This window comes from Clostridium sp. DMHC 10, from assembly GCF_001270375.1.
In the GTDB taxonomy this organism is placed as follows: Bacteria; Bacillota; Clostridia; order Clostridiales; family Clostridiaceae; genus Clostridium_S; species Clostridium_S guangxiense.
Genome location: NZ_LGVB01000015.1, coordinates 548,658 through 569,328, shown reverse-complemented (window position 1 = coordinate 569,328; position 20,671 = coordinate 548,658). Strand labels below are relative to the sequence as shown.

14 protein-coding genes and 2 pseudogenes are annotated in these 20,671 nt (G+C 30.9%); 6 read left to right on the top strand and 10 right to left on the bottom strand.

Annotated features, from left to right (window positions below):
• Positions 1-69: 69 nt before the first annotated feature.
• Both AGR56_RS04605 and AGR56_RS04600 read right to left on the bottom strand, forming a co-directional pair.
• Complete coding sequence (locus tag AGR56_RS04605) at positions 70-1,002, bottom strand: TIGR01212 family radical SAM protein (RefSeq protein ID WP_053243277.1); 933 nt, start codon at positions 1,000-1,002, stop codon at positions 70-72.
• A gap of 261 nt (positions 1,003-1,263) precedes the next feature.
• The gene (locus AGR56_RS04600; protein WP_053241310.1) at positions 1,264-2,379 is read right to left on the bottom strand and encodes a hypothetical protein; all 1,116 of its coding nucleotides are present in this window, start codon (positions 2,377-2,379) and stop codon (positions 1,264-1,266) included.
• A gap of 182 nt (positions 2,380-2,561) precedes the next feature.
• Here AGR56_RS04600 and AGR56_RS04595 point away from each other — a divergent pair, with 182 nt between their 5' ends.
• On the top strand, positions 2,562-3,623 hold the full coding sequence (locus tag AGR56_RS04595) for a branched-chain amino acid transport system II carrier protein (RefSeq protein ID WP_053241309.1): 1,062 nt from the start codon (positions 2,562-2,564) through the stop codon (positions 3,621-3,623).
• A gap of 140 nt (positions 3,624-3,763) precedes the next feature.
• A pseudogene (locus AGR56_RS04590) lies at positions 3,764-4,662 on the top strand (radical SAM protein).
• A 193-nt stretch (positions 4,663-4,855) separates the two neighbouring features.
• Here AGR56_RS04590 and AGR56_RS04585 read toward each other — a convergent pair.
• The 3 genes from AGR56_RS04585 to AGR56_RS22580 all read right to left on the bottom strand — a co-directional run bounded on the left by AGR56_RS04585 (position 4,856) and on the right by AGR56_RS22580 (position 11,881).
• Complete coding sequence (locus AGR56_RS04585; protein WP_053241308.1) at positions 4,856-6,655, bottom strand: heme NO-binding domain-containing protein; 1,800 nt, start codon at positions 6,653-6,655, stop codon at positions 4,856-4,858.
• 368 nt (positions 6,656-7,023) lie between these two features.
• Entirely contained in the window at positions 7,024-8,361 is a 1,338-nt protein-coding gene (locus AGR56_RS04580; protein ID WP_053241307.1) for a peptidoglycan-binding domain-containing protein, read from the bottom strand.
• A 58-nt stretch (positions 8,362-8,419) separates the two neighbouring features.
• The gene (locus AGR56_RS22580) at positions 8,420-11,881 is read right to left on the bottom strand and encodes a S8 family peptidase (protein WP_198149938.1); all 3,462 of its coding nucleotides are present in this window, start codon (positions 11,879-11,881) and stop codon (positions 8,420-8,422) included.
• A 486-nt stretch (positions 11,882-12,367) separates the two neighbouring features.
• On the opposite strand from AGR56_RS22580, the gene AGR56_RS20045 reads away from it, so the two are divergent.
• A complete protein-coding gene (locus AGR56_RS20045; RefSeq protein ID WP_157055662.1) occupies positions 12,368-12,466 on the top strand; it encodes a winged helix-turn-helix transcriptional regulator in 99 nt (32 codons plus the stop codon).
• A gap of 127 nt (positions 12,467-12,593) precedes the next feature.
• On the opposite strand, the gene AGR56_RS04570 is transcribed toward AGR56_RS20045, so the two are convergent.
• The 4 genes from AGR56_RS04570 to murI all read right to left on the bottom strand — a co-directional run bounded on the left by AGR56_RS04570 (position 12,594) and on the right by murI (position 15,218).
• Entirely contained in the window at positions 12,594-13,259 is a 666-nt protein-coding gene (locus AGR56_RS04570; protein ID WP_053241306.1) for an XRE family transcriptional regulator, read from the bottom strand.
• Positions 13,260-13,441: 182 nt separating this feature from the next.
• Positions 13,442-13,819 carry a DUF3783 domain-containing protein gene (locus tag AGR56_RS04565; protein ID WP_053241305.1) on the bottom strand — a complete coding sequence of 126 codons (378 nt, stop codon included), beginning with the start codon at positions 13,817-13,819 and terminating at the stop codon, positions 13,442-13,444.
• 160 nt (positions 13,820-13,979) lie between these two features.
• Complete coding sequence (locus tag AGR56_RS04560) at positions 13,980-14,297, bottom strand: hypothetical protein (protein ID WP_053241304.1); 318 nt, start codon at positions 14,295-14,297, stop codon at positions 13,980-13,982.
• Positions 14,298-14,447: 150 nt separating this feature from the next.
• Positions 14,448-15,218, bottom strand: a complete 771-nt coding sequence (gene murI, locus AGR56_RS04555; protein WP_053241303.1) for a glutamate racemase — start codon at positions 15,216-15,218, stop codon at positions 14,448-14,450.
• Between the two features lie 478 nt (positions 15,219-15,696).
• Here murI and AGR56_RS04550 point away from each other — a divergent pair, with 478 nt between their 5' ends.
• Entirely contained in the window at positions 15,697-17,175 is a 1,479-nt protein-coding gene (locus AGR56_RS04550; protein WP_053241302.1) for a DUF3369 domain-containing protein, read from the top strand.
• A gap of 279 nt (positions 17,176-17,454) precedes the next feature.
• On the opposite strand, the pseudogene proC reads toward AGR56_RS04550, so the two are convergent.
• Positions 17,455-18,266, bottom strand: a pseudogene (proC, locus tag AGR56_RS04545) (pyrroline-5-carboxylate reductase).
• Between the two features lie 313 nt (positions 18,267-18,579).
• Between proC and proB the strand changes: the two are divergent.
• A complete protein-coding gene (gene proB / locus AGR56_RS04540) occupies positions 18,580-19,383 on the top strand; it encodes a glutamate 5-kinase (protein WP_053241301.1) in 804 nt (267 codons plus the stop codon).
• 16 nt (positions 19,384-19,399) lie between these two features.
• Positions 19,400-20,662, top strand: coding sequence for a glutamate-5-semialdehyde dehydrogenase (locus tag AGR56_RS04535; protein WP_053241300.1), 1,263 nt, complete (start codon positions 19,400-19,402; stop codon positions 20,660-20,662).
• Positions 20,663-20,671 lie beyond the last annotated feature (9 nt).

The following is a 20,671-nucleotide window of genomic DNA, read 5'->3' as shown; positions in this document are numbered from 1 at the left end:
CTTTTTTTCTCTCATTGCTTATATATTATCTTATTGAAAACCTTTTATCTATACATAAAAAACACAAAACTATTTTATCTTATTTGTGTAAAAGTACAAACCTTGATACAAGCCTTCTCGTACCATTTTGTTGTTTATTGCATTTAATACCTCCCACTTTTTAAGACTCCACATCGGTCCTATGAGTAAATTTCTAGGAGCATCCCCTGTAAGTCTGTGAACAACTATATCTTGGCGCAGCATCGCTATTGATGTACAAACTATATCTACATATTCTTCCTTGTCCATAAACTTAAACTTATTCTGTTCATATAAATTAGCTAAAGGAGTATCATAAAGTAAATGAAGCAAGTGAAATTTTACACCTTGGATATCAATTTGTGATATATATCTTACTGTGTCTAGCATATTTTCTCTATTTTCATAAGGCAGCCCAAATATAGTGTGAACTACAACATCTATATTTCTTTTTCTAAGCCTTTCTACTGCATCTTCAAAAACTCCCAAATCATAACCCCTGTTTATTATTTTTGCAGTTTCATCATTTACAGTTTGCAAACCCAATTCTACCCAGACATAAGTTTTTTTACTAAACTCTTCTATTAAATCAAGTACATCTTCTTCCAAACAATCTGGACGTGTAGCAATAGCAAGTCCAACTACTCCTTTCTGCTGAAGTGCCTCACTGTATTTTTGTCTAAGAATGCTGCAGGGTGCATAGGTATTGGTGTATGCCTGAAAGTAAGCTATATATTCTCCATTCTTCCACTTTTTATTCATCATAACTTTTATATCTTCAAACTGCTTTGATATGGAATAATTTCTGTTTCCGGCGAAATCACCAGAACCTCTCTCGCTGCAAAATATACATCCACCGCTGCTTATAGTGCCATCTCTATTAGGGCAAGAAAAGCCTGCATCCAGTGATATCTTAAAAACTTTTTCTCCAAACTTATTTCTTAGGAAATAGTTTAAATTGTAATAAGGCTTATCTCCCCACATATTTCTATTATTAACGTTATCCAACTTAGTTTACCTCCTCTAAAAAGCAACAATATAATTATACCACCTGTATTGCAAAAATTAAGGCGTTATTTATTGCACTAATAATTATTTCAGCTACAATTTATAAACACCAGGAACCTTAAATCAGAGTAGAGAGTAAAGAGTACAATGCTGAAGGAACGATTTAAAAAAGCCATAATAAATCTTAGATTTATATGACTTTTTTAACGTGACGAAGCATTGTTACTTCGCATTATTTTACTCATTTTGTCTTTCTACTTTTTGAGTTTTTATGTTCCATTTCCACATTCCTGCTAATTTCTTCACAGAATAGTCATTTGCATACTTATCCTTAGGAGAACTTTCAAATATAAGATTTTCATCATCAAACATATTTACTTTTAAATCAACTTTTTCCTTTTGAAACCTTTTTTCTATATTCTCTGATAAAGGTTTCCCAGTCTGTATAGCATATATTTTAAAATTAGTACCATCACCACTTTTATATTGAACAGCAATATTTTTTTCATCTCTTGAAAATGCCATTTTTTGTACTTCTGAATCCTTATATACATCAATAGCCGTCAAAGCTTGTGCGGATACCTTCAATGGCTGCAAATCATCTTGAGTACTTCCCATTCCTTCAATTTGACTCACACCACTGGTTCCACCTTGACCTCCGCCACCTCCTTGATCTGAGCCACCAGACTGCTGCTGCAAATCAGTTATTGGACATACTGCTACAAATGCATTTGCTCCCTGCGTAGATATGGCTATATTATCACCTGTATATGATAGATTTATATTTTTAAAACCATCTTTAGATACCTTTAACTTATCTATATTAGCAATATCGCTTTTTTGAAAATAATATTCTGGAATACCTCTTAAATTAATAAGAACATTGCTCATTGCCTCATCTCTTGCTCTTACCATCAAGCTTCTTTTATATATATATACTTCTTTCTCATTATTTGTCTCTATGCTATCTATAACATAAGCACCTTTTTCTTTTTTTACTTTAAAAGTATAAACATCTGTGCTGGAATATGGTGATGTTTCATCAACACTAATCACATTGGCCTTTATATTTGCCTTTGTTCCCATTTCAGTCGAATCCATAATCTTATATCCAGTTATCTTAAGGCTAGGTTCATTTTGCTTTTTAACCTTGCTTTTAAAATCCTTACTATACATATAATCCATACTTGTAAAATCATTTTTCATGTAATACTTAATATAACTCTCAACCAATTTATTGGCTTTTGTAATTTCAAATTCATTTACGTTTGTAATTTTATCTTTTTTCTTAACACATCCTGTGAGATTGAAGATAAAAAACAAAGATATAAAAAAACAAATTATTTTTTTCATATATACTGCCTCCAATATATATTTTTAAATTCCATTAATGACATAAATTTTTATCAATATTTCTTTAATTACGGTTATATTTTTATATATAGTTTGTCACAAAGTTTATAATCGTAATCATTATTTTCTTTTAAATCTATATACATATATAGAAACATTTTCTTTGGAGGATATATTGGGTTATGAACAGCCTAAAAAGTAATTTAAAAGTAATTTTCCAAATTGCAGCTGTCTTTATAGGTACAATCGTTGGAGCTGGACTAGCTTCTGGACAAGAAATCTCTCAATTTTTTACCATATACGGAAACAAAAGTTTTTTAGGTCTTGTAATATGTACATTACTATACATAGTTTTAGGAAATATAATAATAAAGTTAAGTAAAAATTTTAAGCTTAATTCCTATAAAGAACTGATAAGTCTTGTTAGTCCTGGAATATTAGGAAATATAATTACTATCATTGTAAGTTTTTTCATGCTTAGCAGTGCAGCTATAATTCTAGCCGGAAGCGGATCTTTATTAGCCGAATTTTTTAAAATTCCAAAACTATTTGGAACTATTATAATGATAACTTGTACTCTATTTGTTCTATTTAGAAATACTGCAGGAATTATTGAAATAAATTCAATAATAGTTCCTATATTAATTACAGTTATATCATTAGTATTTATACTCTATTTTCTATTTTCAAACAATATAGAGCCCATTCATGCCTCTCAATTTATTGTTTACAAAAAAAACTGGCTTATTTCTAGTATTCTATATTCAGCCTTCAATATACTATGTTGTTCTGGTGTTCTTGTACCTTTAAGTACAGAAAAAGAATACAGCAGTTTTATTCATTTAATTTTAGGCATAGCTTTAGGTTCTTTGGCACTTTTACTCATTTCTTCAATGATAAATCTAATGTTAATACTAAATTTGCCTTACACTTTAAAATATGAAATACCTTTGCTGTACATCTCAAGCAGGTTTGGCAAAATGATTCAATTCATACTCCTTATTACAATATGGTGTGAAATGCTGTCCACTGAAATTTCAGATATATATAGTATTGCCAAAAGCATAGAAAATAGTTTTTTAAAATTTTCATATAAAAAATCTATAATAATAGTAATAATCATTGCACTCCCTATTTCACAAATAGGTTTTAAAAATTTAATTTCAGTTTTATATCCTGCTTTTGGCGTCGTAAGTGTATTTTTTATGATACAATGTAGTTATTTCTATGTTAAGCATAAATAAAAATTTACTACCTATAAGCTTTAAATATGATAAATTTTTTAAGCATTTAAATTTGTCAATTATAGAGTAGAGAGCAAAGAATAGAGTTTAAAGCTTTCATGTAGTTTACTATATACCATAAAAAGAGGAGTTGTTTTAAATTGACCGATTTACTTTCAGAATGTAACTTATGTCCTAGAAAGTGTGATGTTAATAGATTAGATGATAAATTAGGCTTTTGCTTATCGGGAAAAAACATAAAAATTTCAAGAGTTTCTCTTCATAACTGGGAAGAGCCTTGTATTTCTGGAACAAAAGGATCAGGCACCGTATTTTTTTCAAACTGTAACCTTAGATGTGTATTTTGCCAAAATCATACTATAAGTCAGGAAGGCTTTGGAAAAGAAGTTTCAATAGAAAGACTTAGCGAAATTTTTTTGGAACAGCAAGCAAGAGGTGCTCATAATATAAATCTTGTAACACCAACTCATTATGCTTATCAAATAATTAAAGCAATAAAATTATCAAAGAAAAATGGTTTATCAATACCTATTTTATATAATTCAAATGGATACGAAAATGTTGAAACACTAAAAATGCTCAAAGGCTATATAGACGTTTATCTTCCTGATTTGAAATACTTTAATGACAAGTATGCTATTAAATATTCAAAGGCACCAAATTATTTTAAAATAGCTTCTAAAGCTATAAACGAAATGGTATCTCAAGTTGGTACTCCTGTATTCGATGAGAACAACTTAATAAAAAAAGGCGTTATTATAAGGCATTTAATGCTTCCCGGTCTTCTTTTTGATTCAAAAAAGTAATTGACTATATTTATAATACCTTTGGGGATTCCGTTTATATAAGCATAATGAATCAATATACGCCTATGTTTAATGCTGAAAAATATCCAGAAATAAATAAGCCACTTAACCCAAAACACTACGATGCACTTATAGATTACAGTTTATCTATTGGTGTTAAAAATGGCTTTATACAAGAAACAGGAACAAACTCAAAAGACTTTGTACCTGAGTTTGATCTCCGCGGATGTTAATTTGATCAAATTAAGTTAATACTACACGAACACAAGTGAAGGGTTTTAACTTGCTTCGCTTGCCAAAGATGAATTTTTCGGCTAAAGCCAAAAGTGAAGGTAATTTTTCCTACGTTTCTCTACGGAAAATAAATAAATTAAAAATTTTCCGTAGAGAAACGTAGGAAAATCAACCTTCACTCTACTCTTTACTCTATATTTTATATTTTTTAAGGTCTCCCTTAAAGTTTTCTGCAATCTTTTTAAACTCATCTATACCCTCAGTAAGCTTTCCTATCTGAGACATATATTCTGTAACACTAGCACTTACCTCTTCTGAAGAAGCTGAATTTTCTTCTGATATAGCTGCAATGGCCTCTATATTTTCATAGATTTTTGATATTGAATTTGCTTCATTGTTTAACTTTTCAACAGTTTCAATCATTGAATCTGCAACTGACTTAGCTGAAGCATTTGCATCCTGGCTTAATTTTCTTACATTTTCTAAGTTTGAAGTTTCATTTTCAAGTACATCATATTGTGTTTCTATTTTTCCAACAAGTTCACCGATGTCAGTTACAAAGCTTTCAAGATTAGAGTTTATCTTTTGAACTGCGTCTTTGGTCTCTTCTGCAAGTTTTCTTACTTCTTCTGCTACAACTGAAAATCCTTTGCCCATTTCCCCTGCTCTTGCTGCCTCTATAGATGCATTAAGTGCTAAAAGATTTGTTTGATCTGATATTTCAGCTACTATAAGCACAATATTATTTATATCTTTAGCTTTGCTTGAAAGTTCTAAACCTTTGCTTTTTACTTCTTGGAATTTTGTAAGACTTTCAAGAATATTTTTACTTGTAGTATCAACACTCTTATAACTATTATTTATCTTATCTATTGTTTCCTCAAGCTGCCTCTTGTTTGTATTTTCATTTTCAACTACTTGATTTAATGATTCAATATTGCCGTTAAGAACTGTTACACTATCCTGAGTATTTTCAGCTTGACTTACAAATGATTCTGATACCTGTTCAACAACTGTGGATATTTGACCTGAAGTTTCTTTCATAGAATCAGATATGCCGCTAACATTGCCTACAAATGCATTCATTTCATCTGTTAATCCTTTAAAGCCAACAAAATTAGCAGTCATAGCTTTTATGTAATTTCCTAATTCATCATATAGCTGTTCCCAAAAATCACCGGTGACTATGTTACCATTAACAGTAAAATTATTATTTTTTAAGTCTTGTATAGTTTCGCTTATAATTTTTTTAGGCCCTGTCATAATTTCAGCAGCAACAAATGCTGATACTGAAGATATTAAAGCTGCTATAATTGCCTTTATGTAATTATTCAGCCCCATTATAGGAATAAACGTTACTATGGATACAATAAATGTAAATATTCCAACCTTAGCACCAAAACTTTTTATAAATCCAAATGATAAAAGTTTATTAAATCTAAAAGTTTTCTTATAGTAAATATCTTTATCAAAAGTTATTTTTATTTTTACAAAATCATCACCTTGCTCCAAGATATCGCATTTAATTTCCTCATTAAAAAATTTAGCGCTTCCTTTTAGCATTCCTTGAAGGTAGTCAAACATTCCGCGTTTTGATTTATACAAAAAAACTGCTTTTCTTTTTGATATTGGATTTATAGTTATTAAAGGTGGCTTCGCACCAGGAAACTTTTTTGTCATGACAACATGGACATCAAACATGGATTTTAAAAATGAAAACAAATTTTCATGCTCAAAGAAAGCAGGAAAGCTATCAAAAAAAGCATTTATATTATCTTCTCCTATGCTTTCCCATATTTCCTTTTTATCTTTATCAACCCTGCTAGATATAATTTCAATTAATTTATAAACCGTACTATCCTGTACATCCTCCATTGGAGAAAATATCTTGTCTCTTCCAAGTCCACACTCCTCAAGTGCATTCTTAGCAATATCTTCACCATACAGTTTTTTACATGTATTAACCCATGTACCAACTACAGTACCTTTCATTAAATTCCCCCCAATCAATTTCTTCTTACTTAAATTATACATATAATCACTTGTTTTTTGAAGCCTTTTATTTCCAAGTAAACGTTTCCTTCAAATAATTAATAATTTTTTTTATCTAATAATAAATCTCAAAAGCAAAGAGCAAAGTACAGAGTACAATGAAGGTTAATTTTCTACTACTGCACAAGATTTTTAAACTTAATGCTGCAGCCTGTTTATAAGTATGGCTAAATAATTACATTTGAAGATTTCCACAGTAAAACGAAGAAAAATCATCCTTCACTCTACCCTGTACTCTTAATATAAATTACTTGTAAGACCTTGTTAAATAGATTTTAAAACTTTCAATCAGTTTCCCCATAATATAATTAGTCTTCTGGATACTTCATAGTTGGTACACGACCGTTTCTATATATATACGGTGGGACAAAAATTTTTTCATGATATTCTTCAAGTTTTTCACTTCTTCTAAGTTCCCCTATTTTTGTAACTGCAACATATATATCTGAAATTCTATACCAAGTAGGATAATCAACAACGCCAATTGCAGGCATTGAAAATATCTTTTGAAATTGTGTTACTGCATTCTTAGTTGCTTCATTATAATATGCGCTAACTGCAACTTTAGGAATGGCTGGATAATTTACAGAAATCCTATTTAAATAGGTTTGAATGGTTCTTACCGGCTGCCCTGTTGATCCAATTTTCAAAACATATCCAGGATAAGATTCTGGTATTCCTGTTACCTTTTTAGCAGTAACAAACTGGACATCCGAGCCATAAAAGTTTCTAATTATTTCTGGAGCCTTTTTACCTTGATCACCTAAATACTTACTTCCCCATTGAGTGAGCCATCCAGGACAACTTACATTTTTGCCATCACAAAACTGAGTTAAAAGTGGCTGCTTTGCCCCAGGTCGTTTTATATAAGTTGAAAATATCTCATCGACTACGTTGCTAATGCTTTTATATATGTTTCTTCCATAATTAAAAGCCTGATCAAAAGCTGTTGAATTAGTTATTGTAAAATTCTTACCTTTGCCTCTATACCATTCTGTATACACTCTATTTAGAACAAAAGATATTATACAAAGCACGTTAGCTCTTATTGTGCTTTCTGGCCAGGTTGAAAATATCTCACAAGATGCAACATTTTTTATATAATCCATAAACCGTAATGTATAATTAGGTGCTGCCTCATCTGGTCCCCCAGTATGCACTACAATATACTGTGGAACAACAGGCTCTGGCAATACAACAAAACCACTTGGTGGAGGTGGCAGCGGCTTATTAGGATCTTCCGGTATCTTTGGAGGATACTTTCCAACCAATGTATTAGGTTTTATATCTATAATTTCTTCCTGCCTACTTTGCATAGGCGTTTGAGGTGTTAAATTACAATTTTGAATTGCTAAACTGTCTGGCATGATTTGACAGCCCTTTACAAATAATGTTTTAAAATTTGGCGCATCTACCCTTATGTCACAAAAACTATATGGCACTTTATCGGTTGGATTCATTGAATATTCTAAAGGCGGTGTAGTAAGTTCAACATTCCCTGTAAGTCCTGAGCTATCCGTATTTGCAACCTGCTGCTTTGTTGGTTTTGCAACGCCATCTGTTTGTGTTATAGTAACTTTAGCCTTATCTATAGGTACATAATTATCTCCTCTAAATACTTGTATTTGAAGTTGACCATTAGCCATTTATTTACATCCTTAATATTATTTATATTAATAGTATACACAGGTATCATATTATATGTCACATTACTTTTTTCGGATATCTTATAAATACACCTCTTGATATTCTTCCTCTTTGGCTTTGAAAAACGCCATTTAAATCTAAAATTCCATAGCCTATATCCCTATTAGGATATGTTTGCCCTGGCATTTGATATGCACCTCTTATAATATAGGTTCTAATTTCTGCCGCATGCATATTTCTATTATTTCCATCTACTATTCCCCATTGTAAAATTAGTGCTACTGCACCAGCTAAAACAGCAGAAGCCGCACTACTTCCACTTAAAGTTTGAGTGTTCCCTTCAGTTCCAACACATGGAACCTCATATCCTCCAGTAGCAACATCTGGTTTTATTCTGTCATCCCTTGTATACCCCCTACCTGACGCTGCCATAAGTGTTTTATTATCTTGATTATAATAACTGCAGGTTATTACTTGATTACTAGTCGATGGAAGAGTAAGTGTAGTATACTGAGATGGATTTAAAAATCTAGTGTCTTGCTCAATCAAAGGTCTTTGTGGTATCCATGCATCATATCTCCCATCAGTTATAACATCTCCTATAAGATTTAATTTCCATATACCAGGTTTTATATCTCCTATAAATATTCGTATTAATTCATCCCCTGTAAGAGATTCTGGAAAATAATATCTAACATTGATAGTGCTTCCTTCATAAACTAATTTATTTATGATATCTCCTTTTGACTTTGCTGGTATTTTTTCTATGATTTCTCCCGATGGAGATACAATGCTAATTGATAATTTATCTGGTTTATGTCCCCATATTTGAACTACTATTGAATTTTCATTATTAGCTACTTTAAGTTCAATTGTTTTTTGATCTCCAGTTTTAGCTATTGTCCCTGAAGTATGAGTATCAGCATCCCCTTCATTTCCTGTACCTGTAACAACTGCTACTCCTTTAATTTTAGATATTTCATCTATATACCTTTCAATAATTGAATTTCCATCATGTCCTCCCATATTAGCGCCTAGAGGTATATATATAACTAGTGGTTTATTAAGCTTTGAAGCTCTTTCAAATAAATATCTTATTGCTTGAATTAAATCGGTACTGCTAAACACTTGACACTTTGGATTTGTAACTCCTTCTCTAGCTAACGTGCTTGCTTTTGCAGTTTTAAGTTTTACAACCATAAAAGCACACTCTGGAGCTGCTCCTATATATTTTCCTCTTCCGCCTATTATACTTGCTGTACATGTACCATGGCCTATATCATCCTTCATTGGAACTTTACTGTATGGATCACCTTTATTTTTACTTAATTGTATAGCAGCATTCATATCCTCATAACTATATTCTGTGCCAAAATTAAATCCCTGTGGCTTATTTCCTGAAGTTCCTGTTTGATCCCATGCATTTAAAATTCTTGTAGTTCCATCTTCATTTATAAATTCCTCATTTAAATAATCTATGCCTGTATCTATTATTCCTGCTACAACTTCTCTTCCTGTAAGCATTAGGTATGGATTATTGTGAAATGAACTTATATTCGAGGTATCCAAAGGTGAAATTGCACATAATGTATACAGCACAGCTCTTTCTGCATACGTTATTTCAGTAACAGTGTTTAAAAGATCACTTATTTTATCTTGCCTAACAGTAATAACTGCATAATTATTACCAAGTGGAAATTGACATGCATAGTCTATCCTTGAAAATTCAGATGCTAAATCTCCTTCGTATTCAACTATAAAACTTTCGTAGTTTTCCGCAAGGTACAGTGCTCCGCAGTCAATCCTTGTAAGGCTTCTTTCACGTCTACTTCCAGAAGCTAATGCAAGACTTCTGCCCAAACACAAATTTCCATATCCAAAGGTTGGGTCTGGATACTTAACATCATTTCTATTTCTTGCTGAACCTTTTAACATATAATATTTCAGCCTATCGCCATACATGTATGGATCATTTTTAAGTACGATTCCCCACTGCATTAAAAGAGCTGATGCCCCAGATACTGAAGGTGTAGCCATAGAAGTTCCCGATAATTTATCATATCCACCACCCGGAATTGATGATTCTATTTTTTCACCAGGAGCCAATAAATCTGGTTTTGTAAAGCATCCTACTTGGCTTCCTCTTCCAGAAAAACTTGAAACAGCTCCAGTTAAATAATCATAGCTTCCAACAGTAAGTGCATTTTGAACAGTTCCTGGTATCCCTAAAGTATTATATACATCTGGTCTTAAAAATTTAGTTTGGGAGCTAAGCCCCTCTGATATGGGCATCCACATGTCATATCTATTTCCAATTCCAGAGGAAGTATATATAGTAATACTCCAGGTACCTGAAAGAAGATAATTGCCACTAGATATTAAGCTTATTAAAATTTCACCGTTCATGCTAAAAGGTTTTGGTCCACTATTATATATAAAGTAATTATCTGCCTGAAGCTTTCCATCTTTATATCCTTCCCTAACTTCAAAAACTCCCGTTGTATTTCCAGCAGGATTTTTCACTTCAATACTTATATCGGATATGAAGCTTTTATAAAGCTGCACTAATATATTTCTTTCTTCAGAAGCAACACTCATGGATATGGTCTGTCTATCTCTTAAAGTACCTCCAACATGATGAGCTCTATCTCCCTCATTTCCTGCTGCTATAACAAAGGTTATCCTTTCCAAATTGCATATAGTCTGTACATACTGTTCAAGAAGACTTGCTCCATCATGAGCTCCATCATTAGTGCTAAAACTAAGATTTATAACAAGAGGCAGGTTTTTTTCATTTGCTCTATCAACTAAAAATTTTACTCCCCTCATAAGTTGAGTACTCTTACCATAGTTTACCTTACCTTCTCCTGTCATTTTAACCATGGCTATTCTACTTTCATAGGCAACTCCATAATATCTTTCATTTATATTTCCATTACCACAAGCGATTCCAGCAACATGAGTTCCATGTCCTACGTCATCTCTTTCCGTGACTATAGTATAAGGATTTGGCGATGCTATAGCTTTATTTATATCATTATTATTCCACACTTTTCCTCCAGAACTTAAATCATAAATATAATCTATTCTGCTTTTTTTATTTTTATCTATAAAGGCTGGATGTGTATAATCTATTCCCGAATCTATAAAGCCAACAAGAACCCCACTGCCAGACAATTTATATACTTTCCATGCTTCATCTATGCAGCTAGCTCTATTGCTTTCTGAAAAACCCGTATACAAATTTTTAGGAAGCTCTGCATATTCTATTTGTGTTATTGTATTAACACTCTTAAGTTTATCTATTGGTATTGTTATTATCCCAAAGCTAAAACCTAAGTCTTCAAATGTTCCTCCAATGTTATTCACAGCTGAGTTCAATTTTGTTGGGTTATCCACATATTTTATTATTAATTCTACATTTTGTGGATTATTTTCATTTTTAAGCGAAAATAACTGGTTTCGTATTGGCGCAGGTACGTTTAAAAATAGGTCTAGAAAGGCATCATTATTTCTCACAACAACACTTCCTTAAAGTATTATAGATATACAACTTAAAAGGTTAAAATGACTAATACCAAATTTACCCTGCTAAACTGGAATTTATAAAGCAGAGTAGAAAGTAGAGAGTACAGAGAATGTACTCTTATGTTACATATATAATTTCTAGTTAAGCCAGTTTCACTATAATAAAATATATGAATTATAAATGAAAAAAAGACTGTGCATAGGTACTTTTTTTCAATACATATGCACAATCAATTTCTACTTTATTGCATACCCAATCAAATATAGCGCTGTCATTTTCTAACAGTTTAAAATCATTTATTTCTCTTCTCAAGTAAACTGAAATCCTTTGTAACGAGAAACTTCCAAGGCTCAAAACCAAAGGAATTAAGAGATAATCTTAGCACATAATGATATACTCTTTAAGTAGGCACATTATTGATATATAATATATATGATTGTATATAAGTATAAAATTTTATACCTGGATGTGATATTATGAGTAAAGATAAAAATATACGTATTTGCGTTGAATACGAACTTACTGAACTCGGCATGTCAATGGAAAAAATTGTTCAAGCTATGTATGATTGGTGAAAGATATATAAGGAGAATAATCTTATTACTTAAATTATAGTAAAAAAATAAGATTTCAGATAGTATTATAAATAAACCTTCTGAAATCTTAAATGAATTTTTAATAAGATTTTAGTTTTAATATAAATTATAGATTAAATTCAACCTTCTCTAACTTGCCTATAACTTTAATTTCCTTTATGTTTACAGTTTGTGTTTGAACATTTCCATTGTTACTTATTAAAAGTGCCTTAGTGTTATCTAATTTTTTAATTTGTCTTATAAATCTTTCTCCATTAAATTCCAAAAGGCATATTGAATTATTTTCAATTTCATGTATTATATGACCAAAGGCTATATCGTCCTTCATCATTCTAAATCCAGCCATATCATTATTTTCTATTTTAACAAAGAACACCTTATCGTGATTATAACCTTCAATTTTATTTGACACTACCGGAAGCTGCTTTGAACCAAGCTTTTTATTAAAATTATAATCATATATTGAAACTTCCTTCAATATTGAACTCATAGCATTTGTCCAAGTTTCATTAGCTTCAGTGCTTTTATTACTAAACGCAGTGTTTTTCTTCTCTTCTACTATTTCATCATTTAAGTCGTTCATGTTAATATCATTTATATCTTTTCCAAATACCTTTTTTATTCTTGCTATCAAGCTGTCATTTATAACTTTTTTTCCATTTTCTATTTCTTTAATAAAATTTTCATTTACTCCAAGCTTTTTTCCAAACTGCTTCTCACTAAGTTTAGCTTCTAATCTTATGTTCTTTACCTTTTCTCCTACTCTACTCATCTTATCATCCCTCTTACTTTGCGTTATATACATAATTTGCCTATAAGATTTAATTTAGTTAAAATATTTTTATTCCATTTAACTTTTTGTACAGAGTAGAAAGTAAGGAGTATTCACTCCACTTTTTACTCTCTACTGTGGTTTAAGGTTCTTAATATTTTCAAACTGCAAAAACTAAACAATTACTTATAACCGTTATCAATGTACCACTGTCTTTCTTCAATCATGTGTTCTATAAGATACTTTAATGACCAATTTTGAGAAACTGGTGTGACCTGTGCAAATATAGGTCTTTTATCTGATATGTCTTTTATAATTTGTATTCCCTTATCTATTTTTTTATCAGGAACATTATTAAACAGTACCAACTTTTCATCTGGCAATTTAACATCATAAGTTAAAATCTCAAGACCTTTTAATATATCACATATTTTCATTTGTGACATATTCTTATTTATTACCAATAAATCAGGCATCCTGTTTTTATGCAATAAATCTTTAATCTTTTGAATTTCTTCTTCAGTATAACCATATATTAGTATTTTACTGTTGTTCTCCATAAAGCCCCTTCTTTCTTTAATACATATTTTTTACTGGTGAATAGTTTCTTCATGCCATACTATATTTACCTCTAGGCTTTTAACTTTACTATCAAAATTTAATATTATACATCCACCTGGCAAAACAAAAATTCTTTGTTCTTTAAATATCTCTTTTCTATTAGATTTTACCACACAAAAAATTTTTAATTTCAATACAATCATCGAAATTTTTAGTAAAACTACAACTTATATTTAAATCATCATTCTCAGCTTCATAGTTTTCTTCTCCTATGAGCACTTCTAGCTTATTATCATTATCACAAAGAATTACTTCAAGTTTTTCAATAATATATATTAAATTTCCATTTTTAGGATTCACAAATTTTAAAGAGTTATATAATTCATCATATGAAATTTTTATGGACTTTTCTTTTATTTCACTGTTATTTAAGTACATATTACACTCATTAACTTTTCCACAAGCAAAAACTTTCATTTTTTAAATCACCTTATTTCCATAGTTATATTATATAGTTTGTAGTTGAGCTAGTTTCACTATATACAAATAAACCTCTAATACTAATAATTTATTCAAACAACTATGTTATGGTGAAATAAAATTGAATGCTATGATTTAAATATGCTGCTATTTGCTAAGCAGCTTGTAACTCAATTCAACCATCTCATTATTAAGAGAATTAAATATTTCAATCGCTCCCTTTTCTTCTTTATTATTTAGTATATTACAAGATTGAAGTTTTCTTTTAAGCTGTTTTATAGTTCCTTCACTTCCATCTATAATTGGAATACTATCATTCACAACTTTAGAAATTTCCTCTTGAATAAATGGATAATGAGTGCATCCAAGTACAATAGCTGCAATTTTATCATTTTTGTATGCAGCCAATTTCGTTTCAATATAATTATTCACAATTGGTCCATCAAAATACCCATGCTCTATTATTTCCGCAAGCCCTGCGCAAGGTACTGGAATCATTTCAGCAGTATCCTCATATCTTTTCATCAAATTCATAAATTTATTTTCTTTTAAAGTTACAGGTGTAGCCATAACTATTACCTTTCCGTCTCTTTTAAGCTTTATTGCGGGTTTAAGTGCTGGCTCAATCCCTATAACTGGCATGTTTTTATATCTTTCCCTAAGATCATTTATTGCTGCACTTGTAGCAGTATTGCACGCAACGACAATTGCCTTAACTTGTCTATTTATAAGCTTCTCTGCAACTTCAAATGCTAATTTTTTTATTTCCTCAACACTCTTTTCTCCATACGGTGCATTTTTAGAATCTCCATAATATATAAAATCCTCATTGGGTAGCTGCTTAACCGCTTCTTTAAGAACACTTATACCACCAACACCAGAATCAAAAACACCTATTGGTTTATATTTATTTTCCAAGAATATCACCTCTAATAGAGTGAGACCACCGCAAATCTTAAACTATATATGCTTCAAAATCCAAAGCTTAAAAGAATTATGGTGCATATATAGTTTTCAGTTACACTGATTTCACTATAATTCATACCTCATAATTATACAACATATATCACCTTTTTCACTACATAATAATAACCTTTTTAATATTTTTGTTTCCATATATTGAAAACTATTCAATATTATATTAATATTAGTATATACATACTTTACTTACCTATTAAAATTAATTTAATTAGTCTTTATATGTACTAAAATCATGGCTTAAGCAGATAAATATATATAAATTCATAATAATTTTGTATAAATTAAGTCATTCTAGTCTATAATTTTTTAATAATATTTCGAATATTATATAAGTAATAGTTTAGTTACTAAGATAGGCAATAGATAAACCATTGAATGAGTAAACCTACAAACCCAACATATGGGAGGGATTAAATTGTATAGAAATACTAAAATCAAATACTTGAAAGTATTAATTATAAGCAATTACAATATAAACCAAGATTATCTAATAAAATTATTATCGCATATAAAATTTAATAATATGTACCTAGAAACCACCTCACTAAACCTAATAGAAGATTGTAAGGAATTTATAAATAGTAATCCTGATACTGCTTTAAGTATTATAGATTTAGATGATAATGATGATGTAAAGGCTTTCAGATTAGAACTGATTAATTATATAAGAAATGTACTAAAAAACAAGACAATGCGAATTATATTAAAAGGAACCTTTTCCAAAAAAGATGCTTCAACAACATACGCTTTAAAATACAATATTAATGGTTTTATAAATAACGAGGCGTTAGATAATGATTCAGTTACGGCTTGCATATTAACATGCCTTAGAAATTTTCAAGATTTATATACCATGAATAAAAACAGAAAGGGTCTTGAACAAATAATAAAATCATCGTCTACGCTTTTTAGGACTCAGTCTATGAAAAAACTTTCACTCATGGTATTAAATCAATTATCTTCCATAATATCCTCAAAAACATTGTCTTCTTTTATGTTAACTAAATCACAAAACAATTTTTACTTTCTCTGTGGAACTGGTAAATATGGTTCACATCTTATAACAAATAATATACCCTCAGATATTATTGAAAAGTTATACGATGCTGAAAACTTTAAAAAAAATAGATATTTTGATGATTACTTTATTATCTTTTTGGGAGAAGATGAAGCAAACCAGAACATAATTTATTTTGAAATTCCGCAGCCATTATCTTCAATTACAATTGATTTAATAGAAATATTTTGCACAAATATCTCCGCTGCTATAAATAATATGCATCTTAATCAAGAATTAGAAACAACTGAAAAAGAATTAATTTTTACTCTTGGTGAAATATCCGAAGCACGTTCAAGAGAAACAGGTCATCATGTAAAGCGTGTAGCAGAATATTCTAAAATTTTGGCTCTTAGCTATGGCTTGTCACACAAAGAAGCAGAACTAATACGTATGGCTTCTCCTATGCATGATGTTGGCAAGCTTGCAATACCGGATTCTATCCTTAACAAACCTGCAAAACTAACAAAGGAAGAATTTGAAATTATGAAAACCCATTCAAGAATAGGATATGAAATGTTAAAGAAATCCAATAAAAGACTAATGAAAAGTGCTTCAATTATCGCACTCGAACATCATGAAAAATACAATGGTACTGGCTATCCTTATGGACTATCTGGAGAAGACATTCACTTATATGGTAGAATAACTGCTGTAGCTGATGTATTTGATGCTCTTGGAAGTGACAGAGTTTATAAAAAGGCTTGGGAACTAAGCAAAATTATAAACTATTTCAAAGAAGAAAGCGGCCAGCACTTTGATCCTAAAATAGTTAAAATATTTTTTAAGAGTTTACATCAGATATTAGAAGTAAGAGACAAATTTCCTGATATTTAACTCTTTCACAACTAAAATTCCGTAGGTACGGAGGAATTTTTTACTTGAACTACCGTGTGGGAGAAGAAATAGTGCTGAAGAAATGATTTAAAAAAATTCTAATAAATCTTGATAAAAAAATCGTAAAATACTTAGATATTTCAATTGTCTCAGCATCTTTTCAGCGAGTATAAACATATACGAGGTTTGGGCTTTGCCCTTATCCTTCTATAACCCAAAGCAAGCACTATTTTAAAATAGCCACCAAGATTTATAGAATTTTTTTAATATTTCAAAGCACTATTTCTTCGCCATTTCTTTTGATTTTTCAGTGCATTTATCAACGGCTCCCATAATGGAGGCTCTAAAATTACTTTTTTCAAGATAATATACAGCTTCTATTGTAGTTCCTCCAGGAGAGCATACTTGATCTTTAAGTTCTCCTGGATGTTTCTTTGTTTCAAGTACCATTTTTGCCGCACCTAAAACAGACTGAGCTGCAATTTTATATGCCTTTTCCCTCGGCATTCCTTGAAGCACAGCACCATCTGCCATGGCTTCTATAAACATGTAAACGTAAGCCGGTGATGAACCACTAAGCCCAGTTATAACGTCCATTAATTTTTCATCTATAACCTCTGTTCTTCCAAAGCTATCAAACAATTCTCTTATCAAGTCAATTTCCTCATCGTGCACATTATCTGATGCACATAAAGCCGTCATGCTTCGCCTACAAGCGCTGGAGTATTTGGCATAGTTCTTATTACTTTTACATCATCACTTTTGAAAAACAATCTTACCTTATCTATAGATATACCTGCTGCTATAGTAACAATTATTGCTCTTGGACTTACCTCTTCCTTTATTTCTTTAATAACATCTCCGTATTTATTTGGTTTCACTGATAAAATTAATATATCTGAATTTAAAGCAACTTTCTTATTATCCTTAGTTACATTTACACCGCATTCCCTTTTAATGTTTTTAAGCTTCTCTTCCGATGGATTGCTTACAATTATATTTTCAGGTGAAACTTTTTCCGATTTAACAATTCCCTTTATCATTGCCTGCGCCATGTTTCCGCATCCAATAAAACCTATTTTCTTATACATAGTTTATCACTCCTTGAAAATCATCAATTTTTTGTGCTATAATCTAAAAATAATATATACATGATTATACACCTACATAGAGTTTATATAAAACTTATTTTACAAATACATTTAAATAATAAAGGGGGCGTCAGTTATCTGAGGGCTAAAGATATAGCATCTAAAACTTAGAATTTATCTGTAATAAAATACTATCTTCTCAACATTTTATTGCACATAAATTTTCTTAGTTGAAGTAATATATCCTAACTATAGAATTATATTATTTCATAAAACAGTATAATTTATGCAGCCACTTACATAACTAATTTAAATGAACGATAGAGAAAATTATCTCGGCAGAGTACGTAAGGTAGTAATAAAAGTAGGCAGTTCAACTATAACACATCCAAATGGTCTCCTAAATCTATACAGAATAGAACACCTTGTAAGACAAATTTCGGATTTAAACAATAGAGGACTAGAAGTCGTTTTAGTAACCTCTGGAGCTATAGGGGCTGGTTTTAGGAAACTTGGTTTTAAAGAAAAACCCAAAAGTATTCCAGAAAATCAGGCTGCAGCTGCTGTTGGGCAAGGAATTTTAATGCATACATACGAAAAATTCTTTTCTGAATACGGTCAAACTGTAGCTCAAATTTTGATAAATAGAGAAGATATTTTTAATGAAGAACGATTTGAAAATGCTCAAAATACCTTTTCCGAACTTCTAAAAAAAAGCATCATTCCTATAGTAAACGAAAATGATGCCACAATAGTAGAAGAAATTAAATTTGGAGATAACGACACTTTATCAGCACATGTTGCCTCATTAATCGGCGCGGATCTCCTTATTTTACTATCAGACATTGATGGCTTATACAATTGCAATCCTAGAACTAATCCAGATGCAATTCTTATAAGCAAAGTAGACGAAATAACAACTGAAATAGAAGATTCTGCTGAGGGAGCAGGCTCTAATCTAGGAACTGGTGGAATGTTTACAAAAATTAAAGCTGCTAAAATTGCAACTGAAGCAGGTGCATCAATGATAATAGCTAACGGTGAAGCCCAAAATGTAATAGTAGATCTACTTAATTATAAGAATATAGGAACCTTATTTATTTCACATCATAATTAAAATGGGAGGAATTTAAATGGAATTAAAAGATCACATTATAAAAATGGCTTCCTTATCAAAGTTGTCAGCGAAAAAGCTATCTTATGCGGATACAAACACTAAAAACAAAGCTCTTTTAATGATGAGTGATGCTATCTTAAAAAACAAAGATTATCTAATATCTGAAAATGCAAAAGATATTAAATTGGCTAGAGAAACTGGACTTTCCGAATCTTTTATTGACAGATTAACTCTCACCGAAAAAAGAATAAATGAAATGGCTCAAGGTCTTAAAGATACAGCCACTCTTCCTGATCCTATTGGTGAAGTAGTAAAAATGTGGAAAAGACCTAATGGACTTCGAATAGGTCAAACAAGAGTTCCTATTGGAGTAATAGGCATAATTTATGAATCAAGACCAAATGTAACTGTTGATGCTGCTGCCTTATGCATAAAATCAGGAAATGCCGTTATACTTAAGGGTGGTAAGGAAGCTTTAAACTCCAATTTAGCAATTGCTAAAATCATAACTGAAGCAGCAACTAAGGCTGGTCTTCCTGAGGGAAGTATACAACTTATAGATGCTGGTGGCAGAGAAGCAGTAAACATATTAATGAAGTTAAATGATTATATAGATGTAATTATACCAAGGGGCGGCGGAAACCTCATAAAAAACGTTGTGCAAAATTCAACAGTTCCAGTTATACAAACAGGAGTTGGAAACTGCCATGTTTATGTGGATAAAGATGCTGATTTTTCAATGGCAGAAAACATAATTGTAAATGCAAAAGTACAGCGTCCTTCTACCTGCAATGCTATGGAAACTCTTCTAGTTCACAAGGATATTGCAAAGGAATTCTTACCTCGCATATGTGAAAAGTTAAATTCCTTCCATGTAGAAATAAGGGGTTGTGCTAAAACTAGTGAAATAGTTAAAACAGTTAAAATAGTACCTGCTTCAGACGAAGACTTCGCAACAGAATTTTCAGACTTAATCTTATCTATAAAAGTAGTTGACTCTATAGATGAAGCTATTGATCACATATTTAAATACGGTACAAAGCACTCAGAGGCAATAATAACAAATAATTATGCTAACTCTCAAAAGTTCTTAACTGAAGTTGATGCTGCTGCCGTTTATGTAAATGCTTCGACACGTTTCACCGACGGCGGACAATTTGGTTTTGGTGCAGAAATTGGAATAAGCAATCAAAAGCTTCATGCAAGGGGACCTATGGGACTTAACGAACTTACAACTCTTAAATATATTATATATGGGAACGGACAAATAAGGGAATAGGAGATAATT

What these genes read in the sequence shown, in the direction of transcription:
- AGR56_RS04595 (WP_053241309.1), top strand. Translation starts at nt 2,562, where the DNA reads ATGAACAGCCTAAAAAGTAATTTAAAAGTAATTTTCCAAATTGCAGCT.
- AGR56_RS04580 (WP_053241307.1), bottom strand. Translation starts at nt 8,361, where the DNA reads ATGGCTAATGGTCAACTTCAAATACAAGTATTTAGAGGAGATAATTAT.
- AGR56_RS04570 (WP_053241306.1), bottom strand. Translation starts at nt 13,259, where the DNA reads ATGAGTAGAGTAGGAGAAAAGGTAAAGAACATAAGATTAGAAGCTAAA.
- AGR56_RS20045 (WP_157055662.1), top strand. Translation starts at nt 12,368, where the DNA reads ATGAGTAAAGATAAAAATATACGTATTTGCGTTGAATACGAACTTACT.
- AGR56_RS04605 (WP_053243277.1), bottom strand. Translation starts at nt 1,002, where the DNA reads ATGTGGGGAGATAAGCCTTATTACAATTTAAACTATTTCCTAAGAAAT.
- AGR56_RS04535 (WP_053241300.1), top strand. Translation starts at nt 19,400, where the DNA reads ATGGAATTAAAAGATCACATTATAAAAATGGCTTCCTTATCAAAGTTG.
- AGR56_RS04600 (WP_053241310.1), bottom strand. Translation starts at nt 2,379, where the DNA reads ATGAAAAAAATAATTTGTTTTTTTATATCTTTGTTTTTTATCTTCAAT.
- proB (WP_053241301.1), top strand. Translation starts at nt 18,580, where the DNA reads ATGAACGATAGAGAAAATTATCTCGGCAGAGTACGTAAGGTAGTAATA.
- AGR56_RS04585 (WP_053241308.1), bottom strand. Translation starts at nt 6,655, where the DNA reads ATGAAAGGTACTGTAGTTGGTACATGGGTTAATACATGTAAAAAACTG.
- AGR56_RS04565 (WP_053241305.1), bottom strand. Translation starts at nt 13,819, where the DNA reads ATGGAGAACAACAGTAAAATACTAATATATGGTTATACTGAAGAAGAA.
- AGR56_RS04560 (WP_053241304.1), bottom strand. Translation starts at nt 14,297, where the DNA reads ATGAAAGTTTTTGCTTGTGGAAAAGTTAATGAGTGTAATATGTACTTA.